Raw genomic sequence first — 13,413 nt, 5'->3', positions numbered from 1 at the left:
CCGGGATGATCCGGTGGACCTGTGGTGACTGTTACCGGCATGGCTTGTTTTTTCTGCCCTGCCGGGCTGCGGGTGCATCGTGCGCCCGGCATTCCCCACGCCCTCTTGGGCGAAACCAATAGGCACGACTCGGGCGAAACACGCCGCGGGAGTGCGAAGTCGTGTTCGATGAAATCCAAACGCTCTACGGTGCCAGAACGCGTCCGTGCAACCGCCGGCCGGCGCTCAGGCGGATTTGGACCGATACGCTGCGAGAAACATCTGCGTCGCGCTCTCGATCACTTGCGCCATCCGTTCCGCCGAAGGCGCCGGGGCGGCCTGAAAAATAAACGGCAGAAACAACGAGGCCTGGCACATCAGCATGAATTGCGAGGCCGCGAGCTGGCAGTCCTCGATCGCAAGATCGGCCGGTCCGACATGCGCTTCGAGATAGCCGGCAAGGCGATCGATGGTTTTCTCCAGCACCTGCTCGTAATAGCGGCGGCCGACCTCCGGCATTCGTTCGGCAATGGCCATCACGGTGCGGATCGCCGATCCGCCACCCGGCCGGCACAACAATGCGATATAGGCCTGGCCGAACTCCCGAAGCGTGGTGGCGACGTCGCGTTCGGGGTCGAAATTGAAAGCCATCTTTTGCTGGTCGAGCGTTTCCCGTTCGACGATGGCTTCGAACAGCCGGTTCTTGTCGGCGAAATAGACATAGAGCGTCCCCTTGGAGACGCCGGCGGCACGGGCGATTTCGCCCATGCTGGCGCCATCAAACCCGAGGTCCATGAAGACCTTGCTGGCGCCGTCGAGAATTTGGCGGCGCTTCGAGCTGTCCTCGTCACCGACGAATGGGAGGGGGGCTGGGTGGACTGCAACCATTGGTTAGCTTTTCGGGAAGGTTTCCGATCCTGGAAACGCCTCGGAAGGAACTCGCTGTTTATGGTGTGGCGGGTGGAATGTACCTTGACCGAACCGTTCGGTCAATGTTAATTTGGGGGCTGACGATGGGGCGCGATCTGTGGGCGCCCTTGCGTCGCGACACCGTCGTAGTGGGAGGCCGTGATGGCCGTAGCGAGAGACCAGGCGGCACGCATCCTTCGTCCCGAGCCGGACGCCGATGGCGAGTCCGCCCGCGACACTTCCGCTGAACTCGCCGCCTCGCTTCGCGCGCAGCTTTCGGAAGAAACCGTTGCCCGCCGCCCCGCCGAGACGCCGGCGTCCGACAAGCCCGCGATCGACAAGCCGGCCGCTCCCGCTCAACCCGCTGCGGCCAAACCCGGCAAGCGCAAACTGGTATTGATGGGCGTCGGCTTGTTGCTCGCGCTCGCCGCCGCCTCCTACGGCGTTCACTACGTTCTGTTTGGACGCTTTTTCGTCTCTACCGACGACGCCTATGTGCGCGCCAACAACACCACGCTCGGTGCGCGGGTGACCGGGCATATCGCGGCAATCTTTCCCGCCGACAATGTCGTGGTCCATACCGGCGACGTGATCTTCAAGATCGATGACGGCGACTATCGGATCGCGGTGGACGCCGCACGCACCAAGATCGCAACCCAACAGGCCACCATCGACCGTATCGGCCGTCAGGTCACCGCGCAGCAAAGCGCGGTCGAGCAGGCCAACGCGCAGGTCGTTTCCGCCGATGCCGGGTTGAAGCGCGCCGGCCTCGACTACGACCGCCAGCAGGCGCTCAGCAACAAGGGGTTCGCCTCGCGCGCAACATTCGAAGTATCCGAGGCCGGGCGCGACCAGGGCGCGGCGGCGTTGAGGGCGGCGCAGGCGGCCTATGACGCGGCGCGCGACAATGTCGAGGTCACCAGGGCGCAGCAGGCCGAAGCCACAGCCCAGCTTGCGGAATTGCAGACATCGCTCGCCAAGGCCGAACGCGATCTCGATTTCACCTCGGTGCGCGCCCCGGTCGATGGCACCTTCTCCAATCGACTGGTCTCCACCGGCGACTTCGTCGTGGTGGGACAACGGCTCGGCAATGTGGTGCCGCTCGATGACGTCTATATCGACGCCAACTTCAAGGAGACGCAGCTCAAGCGCATCCGTCCGGGCCAGCCGGTGACGATTTCGGTGGATGCCTACGGCCATCGCAAATTCGCCGGCGTCGTCGACAGTATCTCGCCGGCGGCCGGCTCGGTGTTCACGCTGCTGCCGCCGGACAACGCCACCGGCAACTTCACCAAGATCGTGCAGCGGCTTCCGGTTCGCGTCCGCGTGCCGAAGGATGTCGCAAGGCAGAACCTTTTGCGCGCCGGCATGTCGGTTTATGCCACCGTCGACACCACCGCCGGCGCCAAGGATGCCGACAGCGATGCCGACCTCGACGCGCCGCCGGCCGCGATCCATCCGCAGTAATTTGCAATCGGGCGTGCGCCCGATTGATAAGCCCGTCCTGACCTGAGCAGATCATGGCTGACGCGACCACCGCCCCGCCCTCGATGATGAACGCCGCGGCCGCGCCCTCCGAACGCATCGCGCCGCGGCGGCTGGTTGCGTTTCTCATCATGGTGTTCGGGATGTTCATGTCGATCCTGGACATCCAGATCGTCTCGGCGTCGCTCTCCGACATCCAGGCGGGGCTGTCGGCCAGTTCGACCGAAGTATCGTGGGTCCAGACCGCGTACCTGATCGCCGAGGTGATCGCGATCCCGTTGTCGGGCTTCCTGTCGCGGGCGCTCGGCACCCGGTTGCTGTTCGCGATTTCCGCCTCCGGCTTCACCGTCGCAAGCCTGTTTTGCGGATTCACCTCGTCGATTGAGCAGATGATCCTTTGGCGCGCGATCCAGGGTTTTCTGGGCGCCGGCATGATCCCGACGGTGTTCGCTTCTGCCTATACGGTGTTTCCGCGCTCGAAATTCTACATCGTCGGTCCGATCATCGGCCTGGTCGCCACGCTGGCGCCGACCATCGGTCCGACCGTCGGCGGCTTCATCACCGACGTGATGTCGTGGCACTGGCTGTTTTTCATCAACGTCGTCCCCGGCATCGCCATCACCGTCGGCGTGTTGACGCTGGTCGATTTCGACCAGCCGAATTTTGCGCTGCTCGATCGTTTCGACTGGTGGGGTCTGATCGCGATGGCCGGATTCCTCGGCGCGCTCGAATATGTGCTGGAGGAAGGTCCGCAATATGAGTGGCTGCAGGATACTTCTGTGGCGGTCTGCGCCTCGATCTGCGGGATATCGGCCATCGCGTTCTTCTGGCGCGTGCTGACCGCGGAAGAGCCGATCGTCGACGTCAGGGCGTTCACCGACCGCAATTTCGGCATCGGCTGCCTGATCTCGTTCTGCGTCGGCATCGGGCTTTACGGCCTGACCTATGTCTATCCGCGCTACCTCGCCGAGGTGCGCGGCTACAGCGCGCTGATGATCGGCGAGACCATGTTCGTCTCCGGCGTCACCATGTTCCTCACCGCGCCGGTCGTCGGGCGTCTGATGCAGAGGGTCGACATGCGCCTGATCATCGCGGCAGGCCTCGTGATCTTCGCGCTCGGCTCCTGGCAGATGACCTGGATCACCCGCGACTACGACTTCTACGAGCTGCTGGTGCCGCAGATCCTGCGCGGGATCGGCATGATGTTCGCGATGGTGCCGACCAACAACATCGCGCTCGGCACCCTGCCGCCGGACTGGGTCAAGAACGCCTCGGGACTGTTCAACCTGACCCGCAACCTCGGCGGCGCGGTCGGGCTTGCGGTCATCAACGAGGTGCTGAACGACCGTACCGATCTGCATATCTCGCGGCTGCAGGACCGGGTGACCTGGGGCAACACCACGGCGACCGAAACGCTCAACATGTTCACCCAGCGCCTGCAGGGCATGGGCGACGCCTCACTGATGGCGATGAAGCAATTGTCGCAGATCGTTCACCGCCAGGCCGTGGTGATGGGATATGGCGACGTCTTCTTCATCCTGACGCTGTTCTATTTCGGCCTCAGCCTGCTGGTCATGCTGTTGAAAAAACCCGCCGCGCTTCCTTCGGCGCCGGCGCACTGATCCCCGCGCCAACTTGCAAATCGCCCGGGATGGATTTATAAGCCTCGGCTTCGTCGCTCGAACCGGGGAGATTTGCATGATTTCGATCTATTCGCAGATTGCGTCCTCGTGTCCGAAGCCCATGCTGGACGCCTGTCTGGCCCTTTGAGGGCCGTTTCCGTCAGCATCGATCGGGCCTGACGTCCCGGTCTTCCAAGAGTTTCCTGATTTTTTCAACGACGCTCGCGCTCGGCCCGACGCCGTCGCGCGTCAAACCAAATGGAGCCGGCGTGCGCGTGAGCGCAGCCGGATGACGCCATGACCGCTCAAATCAACCGGCGCCCCACCGCGATCCGCGTGGTGTTGCCGTTCGTGTTCCGTCACTGGCTGAAGCAGCCGGCCCGCGCCGCCGTGGTCGCCGGCGGCCTGCTCGGCGCCACGGTGGCCGACCTGTTCATGCCGGTATTTTCGGGACGCCTGGTCGATGCCATGACCCATGGCGCGTCGGATCCGGCCGCTCGTCGCGCGGCGTTGATGGCGTTCGGCGGAATCGTGACGCTGGGCCTGATGTCGATGATCCTGCGCCTCGTTGGCTTGCAGGCGATCGTGCCGTTCACGCTGCGGATCATGTCCGACGTGTCGCGCGAGGCCTTCACGCGCGTGCAGCGTTTCTCGACCGACTGGCACGCCAACAGCTTTGCCGGCTCGACCGTGCGCAAGATCACCCGCGGCATGTGGGCGCTCGACCTGCTCAACGACACGATCCTGATGGCGCTGATGCCGTCGCTGTTGGTGCTGCTGGGGTCGATGATCCTGCTCGGGCTGCACTGGCCGTCGCTCGGCCTCGTGATTGCGGTTGGCGCCGCGATCTACATTCCGATGATCGTGCTGTTCTCGACGCGTTACATCGCGCCCGCCGCCCGGGTCTCCAACGCCTGGGACACCAGGGTCGGCGGCACGCTGGCGGACGCCTTGACGTGCAATGCGGTGGTGAAGTCGTTCGGCGCCGAGGATCGCGAGGACGCGCGGCTGGCGCGCGTCATCAACCGATGGCGCACGCGCGTGCGGAGGACCTGGCTGCGCTACAACTACACTTCCACGGCGCAGCTTACGGTGCTGCTGTGCCTGCGCGCGTCGGTGATCGGCGGTTCGGTGTTGCTGTGGATCGCCGGCCGCGCGTCGCCGGGCGACGTCACCTATGTGCTGACCAGCTACTACATCATCCACGCCTACCTGCGCGACGTCGGCATGCACATCAACAACCTGCAGCGCTCGGTCAACGACATGGAGGAGCTTGTCGCGATCCACGACGAGGCGATCGGCATCGCCGATGCCGCCGATGCACTGCCGATCAGCGTGCACGGCGGACGTATCGTGTTCGAGAATGTGACGTTCCACTATGGCGGTCATCGCACGGCGTTGTACGACGGCCTGTCGGTGGACATCCGCGCCGGCGAGCGCGTCGGCCTGGTCGGCCGCTCCGGTTCCGGCAAGACCACCTTCGTCAAGCTGGTGCAGCGGCTCTATGACGTGAGCGGCGGCCGAATCCTGATCGATGGCCAGGACATCGCCCAGGCGACGCAGCATTCGCTGCGCAGCCAGATCGCGATCGTGCAGCAGGAGCCGATCCTGTTTCACCGGTCGCTGGCCGAGAACATCGCCTATGCCCGGCCCGGCGCCGGCATGGCGGCGGTGGAGCAGGCAGCGCGGCTCGCCAACGCGCATGAGTTCATCCTGCGGCTGCCGAAAGGCTACGCCACGCTGGTCGGCGAACGCGGCGTCAAGCTGTCCGGCGGCGAGCGGCAGCGTGTGGCGCTGGCGCGGGCATTTCTCGCGGATGCGCCGGTGCTGATCCTCGACGAGGCGACATCGAGTCTCGACTCGGAGTCGGAGGCATTGATCCAGCAGGCGATGGAGCGGCTTATGCAGGGCCGTACCTCGATCGTGATCGCGCATCGGCTGTCGACGGTGCGCAGCCTTGATCGCATCCTGGTGTTCGATCGCGGCGAGATCGCCGAGCAGGGTACCCATGCCTCGCTCGCCAACCGCGCCGGAGGAATCTATCGCGGGCTGTTCGAGCGGCAGGCGACCGAGTTCGATCGGATTTCGGCGGCGGAGTGAGGAACGGCCTGATTCCGGGTTCGCATCTTCGATGCGTCCCGGAATCACCGCTAATGCAGGCCGAAGCTGCTCCAGACCAGACCGGCTCCGGAAAGAAACAACAGGCCGAGCACCACGTCGCGGAAATTCTGGTCGCTTAACACGCGATAGGTGCGCGTGCCGATCCAGGCGCCGAAGATCGTCATCGGCAGCACCAGCAACGCCAGCCAAAGCACTTTCGCGGTGATGAAGCCGGAGCCCGCCTGCAGGCATAGTGCCGCAACCAGCACGGTCCAGTTGAAGGCCTGAAAAACGCCGCGCCGCTCGTCCTTGCCCCAGCCTCGCACGCTGGCCCACAAGGTCGGCAGCGGGCCGGACAACCCGGCCAGCCCGCCAAGGATGCCGCCGGCAAATCCGATTGCTGCATCGGCCGTCCGGCCGCCGAAGCTCCAGGCAAGTGGGGTGCGGCTGAAATAGAGCATGGTCGGAAACACCAGCAGAAGCAGGCCGATGGCTAGTTTGAAGATGCCGGGATCGGCATGGGCGACCAGCACGGTCCCCAGCGGCACGCCCGCGAGGCCGCCGGCGACAAACGGCCAGACCAGCTTGACGTCGATAAATCGCCAAAAGGCCAGCAGCGAGGAAGTTTGCGAGACGATGGAGCAGATCATGACGAGCGACACCGCGACGGTGGGCGGCAACACATGGAGCCAGATCCCCAGCGCCATCAGCCCGGTTCCGAATCCGGCAAGGCCGGACACGAAGCCGCCGGCGAGCGCACCGAGCAACAGCAGGACAATCGCGACCGTGTTCATCGCTCCGGAATTTTCTGTCGTTGAATGGCCGGTTTTCGGAATTGGCGGGCGGTCGTTTATGTGCCCTATAGCGATCCAGTCCCGGTAATAACGAGGAAAGCGTCATGGGAGCAACCTTTCTTGTTTGCCACGGCGCGTGGTCGGCGGGATGGGCGTGGAAGAAGATGCACCCGCGCATGCAAGCCGCGGGGCATCGTCTGGTGACACCCACCTGCACCGGCCTCGGCGAGCGCGAGCATCTGGCCAATCCGTCGATCGATCTGGAAACCCACATTCAGGACATCCTGAACGTCATCCGGTTCGAGGACCTGCGCGACATCGTGCTGATCGGCCACAGCTATGGCGGCATGGTCGCGTCAGGCGTGGCCGACCGTGCCCGGGACCGCATTGCGCAACTGATCTATCTCGATGCGTTCGTGCCGAAGGAGGACAGAGCCTGCTCGACTTGCTGCCGGAATCGGAACGGCAACGGATGCTGCAACTTGCCAAATCCGGCGATGGCTGGCGTGTGCCACCGAACCCGACGCCGCCGGATACGCCACCAGCCGATCTCGAATGGTTGACCGCGCGCCGCGTCGACATGCCGATCAAGTGTTTCGAGATGAAGCTGCGATTGCAGGGCGGGCGGCTGACCCTGCCACGCAGCTACGTTTACGCCACGCGGGCTTCGCCGGTCGATGCCTTCGGTCCGTTCGCGGCGCGTGCCAAAAACGATCCGGGCTGGCGTTACAACGAGATCGACGCCAGTCATTCGCCGCACGTCACCGCGCCGGACATGTTGATGCCGTTGCTGGAGAAGATCGTTTCGAACTGAATGACGGTTGCTGAATTGGCGAGGGGTCCGGCGTGTTGGCGCCGAACCCCTCATTTTCAGATATCAGCCGGCCTGTAAGCCGGGTTTTGTAGGGCACCGCCCCGCTTTCGCGAGACGATACGTGACGGCCATTCCTCTGGGACAACGTTTGCACGTTGCCTCGAGCAACCTACCCGGACGGCGAGCCTGACATCGCCCTGCGGTGTTTTCGCTTGCACGAACGAACCCGCGTTGCCGTCCCTATTCGGTCTTGCTCCCGGTGTGGTTTGCCATGCCGTTTCCGTTGCCGGACCCGCGGTGCGCTCTTACCGCACCTTTTCACCCTTACCCTCCGTCCCAGCTTGCGCTGCTGTGGAGGGCGGTTCGTTCTCTGTGGCACTGTCCCTGGGGTCGCCCCCGCCGGGTGTTATCCGGCACCGTATGTCGATGGAGCCCGGACTTTCCTCTCCCGCAGCCTTTCGACCGTAGCAGGAGCGGCCGTCCGGCCGACTGACGGTCTAGGCATGGGGGCTCAAAGCCGTCGCGTCAAGCCGATAGGGCCGGCCAGGGCGGTCAAAATAAATTATCCTGAAGATGTCGTTTTACCGACGGGCGGTTCGACCGGGTGTCGGCGAGATGCGCCGATCAAGAGGAGTTAACGCGATGCAGTATTTGCTGATGATCTATCAGAACGAAGCCGAGTACGCCAAAATGGACCCTGCGAAGGGCCAAAAGATGTTCGAGGAATATGGCGTGTTCACCCAGTCCATCATCCAGAGCGGTAATTTCAAGGCCGGCGACCGGCTGCAGCCGGTATCGACCGCGACCACCGTCCGCGTCCGCGATGGCAAAACCTTGACAACCGACGGACCGTTCGCGGAAACGCGCGAGCAACTCGGCGGCTATTATCTGGTCGAAGCCAAGGATCTCAACGCCGCGCTGGCGATTGCCGCGCGCATTCCCGGCGCCAAAACGGGATCGATCGAAGTCAGGCCGATCTGGGTTTATAATTGAGTTTCGAACCCATCCAATCGTCGTTCCGGACTCGTGCTTGGCGCGGCCCGGAATGACGAACTGATGTAGTCCCATGACCCCTGCCGAAATCGAAAAAATCTTCCGCGACGAGGCGGGCCGGGCGTTGGCAACGCTGATCCGCTTGGTCGGCGATTTCGATCTCGCCGAGGATGTCCTGCAGGATGCGTTTGCGGCAGCCCTGGAACGCTGGCCCGCCGCGGAGCCGCCGTCCAATCCGCGGGCGTGGCTGGTCAATGTCGCACGCAACAAGGCGATCGACCGGATCCGCCGGCAAATCTCATTTCGCGGCAAGCAGCAGGAGTTGTTGCGGGAGATTGAGTTGGCCGCGTCGGATGCATCTGGAACCGGCGACGTGGCGCTGGACGACGACATGCTGCGGCTGATTTTCACCTGTTGTCATCCGGCGTTCGCCGCCGAAGTTCAGGTCGCGTTGACGCTGCGCACGGTATGCGGATTGAGCACCGCGCAGGTCGCACGCGCGTTTCTGGCCGGCGAGGACGCGATGGCGCAGCGCCTGGTTCGCGCCAAGCAGAAAATCCGTCTCGCCGGCATCCCCTATGAGGTGCCGGAACGCGAAACGCTGGGGCCACGGCTGCGCGGCGTGCTCGCGGTAATCTACCTCGTCTTCACCGAAGGCTATGCCGCAACCTCGGGCGAAGATCTGATGCGGCCGGATCTGGCGCGCGAAGCGATCCGGCTTGGCCGTCTGCTCGATGGCCTGATGCCGCAGCGGGGCGAGATCAAGGGACTGTTGGCGCTGATGCTGCTGCATGACGCGCGCCGCGCCGGGCGCGAGACGGCCGGCGGCGATATCGTGCTGCTGGAAGAGCAGGACCGCGCGTTGTGGGATCGCGGGCAGATCGCCGAAGGTTTGAAACTGGTGGAAGACGCCTTGCAGACGCACGGCCGGCCGCAATCCTACACGGTTCAAGCCGCGATCGCGGCATTGCACGCGCGGGCGCCGAGTTATCGCGACACCGACTGGCCGCAGATCGCGGGCCTCTATGAAGTGTTGCTGCGGATCAGTCCGTCGCCGGTGATCGAGCTCAATCACGCCGCCGCCGTATCGATGGTCGATGGACCGGCGCGTGCGATGGACTTGATCGACGCGCTGGAAGTTCGCGGCGGACTCAACGGCTACGAACTGATGCCGGCGGTCCGCGCCGATCTGCTGCGCCGCCTCGGCCGGCATGACGCGGCGCGCGAGGCCTACCTTAAGGCAACGGCCGCGACCCAACTGGAGCCGTTGCGGCGGCTTTACGCCCGACGCATTGCCGGACTCGATGGTCATTAACCGAGGCTCCGCGCAGGCATGACGTCGACCGGTGATCCGACGAGAGTCTCCTACCTCGCCGCGACCGCCTCATAGATATCGTCCTCCTGCGCGGTGTGGAGGCGTACCAGCGTCTCCACTGCCTCGATCAGGCGCTGGGCGTCGCGAATGAGATAGCGGTCGACCTTCTCCGACGGCAGGTCCTCGGTGACGCGGGCGAGCAGCCGGGCGAGATGCAGGATCTCGCGGTGCGCCCGGCTCATGGCGGAGAGGCCGTGGCTCTCCCTGAGAACCTTGACCAGCTCGGGGTAGACGTTGCCCTCGTCGTCGCGCTCATGCACGACGACCCTCTCCTGCACCAGCTTGTTCGCCTCCGCGATCAGCGCCGCCGCGCTTTCGGCGACGGCATCGTCGAGTGCATCGACGATCGATCGCAGCCGGTCGAGAATGCCGATCAGCGCGATGTGGTCGTGATGCAGTTCGCGCCCGGCCGCTGCCGTCATGCTCTTGCCGGCGTGGCCGTGGGCCGGGGTCAAGGCGCGCAGCGCATTGAGGATCACGGCAACGTCGATCGCTTCCTGGAGGATGGCCGCCGGCACCGGCAGCAGCCAGCCAAAGGTTGCTGCCACCATGGCCAGGGTCGAAAGGCCCATACCCGCGACGATGCTTTGGATGGCGATCCGCCGTGCCCGTTGCGCGATCAAAATAGCCTCGCCGACCCGGTCGAGGCGGTCGGCGAGGATCACCACGTCGGCGGCCTCGGACGAAGCGCTGGCGCCGCGGGCACCCAGCGCAATCCCGACATCGGCTGCTGCCAGCGCCGGCGCGTCGTTGATGCCGTCGCCGACCATAATGGTCGGATGAAGCCGCTGCTCGTTGCGTACGGCATCGACCTTGTCGGAGGGCGCGCGTTCTGCCAGCACCGCGTCCAGGTCGAGCGCGGCGCCGATCGCCTGCGCGGCGCCGGCGCGGTCCCCGGTGACCATGACGATGCGTGCTACGCCCGCCTCGCGCAGCAACCGGATGGCCCGCGGGGTGTCGGCGCGGAGTTCGTCGGCGAGCAGCAATGCGCCGATCGGTCGCCCGTCGATGGCGATGAATACGATGAGCGCAGATCGCCACGAGGCGCGCCGTATCGCCCGTGATGCCCATTCCCTGGCGTGCGCGCCGGGGAAGATCATTTCGCGTGAACCGGCGCTCACGCGCTGTCCATCGATCATTCCGTGCAGCCCCGAGCCCATGGATTCCCTTACCTGTTCGGGGACTTCGAGGTTAAAGCCGCGCTCGGTCGCGGCCTGAACGATGGCGTTGGCGATCACATGATGCGACGCCTGTTCGAGCGAGGCACCGAGCATCAATACCTTGTCGGCCGTCTCGCCCGGCGCCACCTCGACGGAAAGAAGCCGCGCCCCGCCGACTGTCAGCGTCCCGGTCTTGTCGAACAGTACGGTATGCGCGCGCGCCAGCGTCTCCAGCGGTCCCCCGCCCTTAACCAGGATGCCGCGCCGTGCCGCCTGCGCGACACCGGCAATGAAGGCCACCGGTGCGGCGAGAATGAGCGGACACGGCGTCGCTGCCACGAGCACGGCCAGACTGCGAAGCAGGTCGCCGGAAATCAGCCAGGCGACGAAGGCAAGCGCCAGCGTGACCGGCAGGAACATCAGCGCATAGCGGTCGGCCAGTCGCACGAACGGCGCCTTCGCGGTCTGCGCCGCCGTCACCAGCCGCACGATGCCGGCATAGGTGCTTTCGCCGGCGACCGACGTCACCGTCATTTCAAAGGTCTCGCCGGCGTTCAGGGAGCCGCTGAGGACGGCGGCTCCGCGCGGCTTGGCCACCGGGATCGGTTCGCCTGTCAGCGCCGACTCGTCGATCGTCGCCGCAGCCGAATAGACGACGCCGTCGACCGGAACGACTTCGCCGGCGTGCACCAGCAGCCGGTCGCCGACGGCGACGGCGCCGATCGGCACTTCCTCGACATGGCTATCGGCGCGGCGATGGGCCTCGCGCGGCGCCCGATCGACCAGCGAGCGCAGATCATGCTCGGCACGGGTAACGGCGATCTCCTCGAGTACGTTGCCGCCGGAATACATCAACGCCACGACTGCGCCGGCCAGGGGCTGGCCGAGCGCGATCGCGGCGCTCATTGACACCAGTGCAATCGCATCGACACCAAGCCGCCCGCTCAGAAAATCCCGTGCGATCGAGACAGCCAGCCCCGCGACAACAGGTGCGGTCGCAAAGATCCAGCACAGATTGGCGAGATCCGGTCGGCCAGCAAGGGCGGCGACAATTCCTGCGCTCAGTCCCGCGACGGCGATCGTGACCAGTGTCCACCGCAGGACGCGCTCAAATGACATCGATCCATTCCGTGCTCATGCCGCCTTGGCGGCTTCTCGCCGAAAATGCACCGCTTACGCTTGAGGGAAATCAAGCGCCTGGCCGAATATTCGCCGTGTATTGTGGGGCGACGGGACGTGCCGTGAGGTTCGGCGCTACCTTGCCGCCGCAACCTTGGCATCGGTCGAAAGGGCCGCCAGCAGGCCTTGCAGTGTGGTCAGCGTCGAGTGATCGGCGACGCCGTCGACGCGTGCGGGGCGGAAGTGGCGCTGGAAGGCGGTGACCACTTCCATGGTCGCGCCGTCGTATTTTCCCGATATCGGGACACCGTAGCCGTATTTGGCCAGCGCCTGTTGCATGTCGCGGACATCGTCGCTGATGCTGCCCAGCTTGAGGGTTTCGCCGCGCACGATCGGCGCCGGCTGCACCCAGTGGCCGACGCCCGAATTGGCCAGCGAATGCCAGGGAAACTTCTCGCCGGGATCCTTCTTGCGGGACGGCGCGACGTCCGAATGCGCCAGCACCCGATGCGTCGGTACCTTGCGCCGGAGCATGATGCCGCGGCACAGCGCGATCACGGCGGCGATCTGGCGCAGCGGAAATTCGGGATAGCCCCAATCATGGCCGCGATTGACGATCTCGATGCCGATCGAGCAGGAATTGATGTCTTCCTCGCCGGCCCAGGAGGCCACGCCGGCATGCCAGGCGCGCTTGGCTTCCGGGACGCACTGCACGATGCGGCCGTCCTCCAGCACGATGTAATGGGCGGAAACGTCGGTTCCCGCCGTGCACAGCCGGGCGATCGCGCCTTCCACGTCCGGCATGCCGGTGTAGTGCAGCACGATCATGTCGGGCAAACGGCCCTTGTTGCGGTCGCCGTAGTTCGCCGACGGGATCACGTCGGAGGCGATCGAGGAATCCGGGGTGAATGTCTTCATGCTCGCACTGGCCGGTGGAATCGGGAGGGCGCGTTGACGCTTCGAATCAAGACCATCGGATGCGAACGAACCAAGCGACATAGGACAACTCAAACCGGGCAGGAGAACGGCAATGGTGCAGTGCCCGCTTACTATTCCTTTACGA

11 protein-coding genes and 1 other RNA gene are annotated in these 13,413 nt (G+C 64.8%); 7 read left to right on the top strand and 5 right to left on the bottom strand.

The features are described 5' to 3' along the window. Nucleotides 1-225 precede the first annotated feature (225 nt). Nucleotides 226-867 carry a TetR/AcrR family transcriptional regulator gene (locus E7813_RS14770; protein WP_291575104.1) on the bottom strand — a complete coding sequence of 214 codons (642 nt, stop codon included), beginning with the start codon at nt 865-867 and terminating at the stop codon, nt 226-228. Between the two features lie 183 nt (nt 868-1,050). On the opposite strand from E7813_RS14770, the gene E7813_RS14765 reads away from it, so the two are divergent. The 3 genes from E7813_RS14765 (at nt 1,051) to E7813_RS14755 (ending at nt 6,095) form a co-directional block, all read left to right on the top strand. Next, nucleotides 1,051-2,355 (top strand): HlyD family secretion protein, encoded by a 1,305-nt coding sequence (locus E7813_RS14765; RefSeq protein ID WP_291575102.1) that lies wholly within the window; start codon nt 1,051-1,053, stop codon nt 2,353-2,355. Between the two features lie 53 nt (nt 2,356-2,408). Next, nucleotides 2,409-3,995 (top strand): DHA2 family efflux MFS transporter permease subunit, encoded by a 1,587-nt coding sequence (locus tag E7813_RS14760; protein ID WP_291575101.1) that lies wholly within the window; start codon nt 2,409-2,411, stop codon nt 3,993-3,995. Nucleotides 3,996-4,292: 297 nt separating this feature from the next. Continuing rightward, the gene (locus E7813_RS14755) at nt 4,293-6,095 is read left to right on the top strand and encodes an ABC transporter ATP-binding protein (protein WP_291575100.1); all 1,803 of its coding nucleotides are present in this window, start codon (nt 4,293-4,295) and stop codon (nt 6,093-6,095) included. Nucleotides 6,096-6,145: 50 nt separating this feature from the next. Here the strand turns inward: E7813_RS14755 and E7813_RS14750 are convergent, their stop codons facing one another. After that, nucleotides 6,146-6,889 carry a sulfite exporter TauE/SafE family protein gene (locus tag E7813_RS14750; RefSeq protein ID WP_291575099.1) on the bottom strand — a complete coding sequence of 248 codons (744 nt, stop codon included), beginning with the start codon at nt 6,887-6,889 and terminating at the stop codon, nt 6,146-6,148. A 164-nt stretch (nt 6,890-7,053) separates the two neighbouring features. Between E7813_RS14750 and E7813_RS26170 the strand changes: the two genes are divergently transcribed. Together E7813_RS26170 and E7813_RS26165 are read left to right on the top strand one after the other, a co-directional pair. Beyond that, nucleotides 7,054-7,452 (top strand): alpha/beta hydrolase, encoded by a 399-nt coding sequence (locus E7813_RS26170; RefSeq protein WP_363331179.1) that lies wholly within the window; start codon nt 7,054-7,056, stop codon nt 7,450-7,452. Next, nucleotides 7,449-7,703 carry a hypothetical protein gene (locus E7813_RS26165; protein WP_363331178.1) on the top strand — a complete coding sequence of 85 codons (255 nt, stop codon included), beginning with the start codon at nt 7,449-7,451 and terminating at the stop codon, nt 7,701-7,703. Before E7813_RS26170 ends, E7813_RS26165 begins: the two co-directional genes overlap by 4 nt. A 59-nt stretch (nt 7,704-7,762) precedes the next feature. On the opposite strand, the gene rnpB is transcribed toward E7813_RS26165, so the two are convergent. Beyond that, nucleotides 7,763-8,196: RNase P RNA component class A (gene rnpB / locus E7813_RS14740), an RNA gene on the bottom strand. Between the two features lie 149 nt (nt 8,197-8,345). On the opposite strand from rnpB, the gene E7813_RS14735 reads away from it, so the two are divergent. Next, nucleotides 8,346-8,696, top strand: a complete 351-nt coding sequence (locus E7813_RS14735; protein ID WP_291575097.1) for a YciI family protein — start codon at nt 8,346-8,348, stop codon at nt 8,694-8,696. A 73-nt stretch (nt 8,697-8,769) separates the two neighbouring features. Continuing rightward, the gene (locus tag E7813_RS14730; RefSeq protein WP_291575095.1) at nt 8,770-10,011 is read left to right on the top strand and encodes an RNA polymerase sigma factor; all 1,242 of its coding nucleotides are present in this window, start codon (nt 8,770-8,772) and stop codon (nt 10,009-10,011) included. A 50-nt stretch (nt 10,012-10,061) separates the two neighbouring features. Here the strand turns inward: E7813_RS14730 and E7813_RS14725 are convergent, their stop codons facing one another. Continuing rightward, the gene (locus E7813_RS14725; protein WP_291575093.1) at nt 10,062-12,350 is read right to left on the bottom strand and encodes a heavy metal translocating P-type ATPase; all 2,289 of its coding nucleotides are present in this window, start codon (nt 12,348-12,350) and stop codon (nt 10,062-10,064) included. 135 nt (nt 12,351-12,485) lie between these two features. Next, the gene (locus E7813_RS14720; protein WP_291575091.1) at nt 12,486-13,268 is read right to left on the bottom strand and encodes an N-acetylmuramoyl-L-alanine amidase; all 783 of its coding nucleotides are present in this window, start codon (nt 13,266-13,268) and stop codon (nt 12,486-12,488) included. Between the last annotated feature and the right edge of the window lie 145 nt (nt 13,269-13,413).

It is taken from the genome of Bradyrhizobium sp. (assembly GCF_004799405.1).
Taxonomy (GTDB): domain Bacteria; phylum Pseudomonadota; class Alphaproteobacteria; order Rhizobiales; family Xanthobacteraceae; genus Bradyrhizobium.
This window is presented reverse-complemented; position numbering and strand designations above follow the sequence as displayed.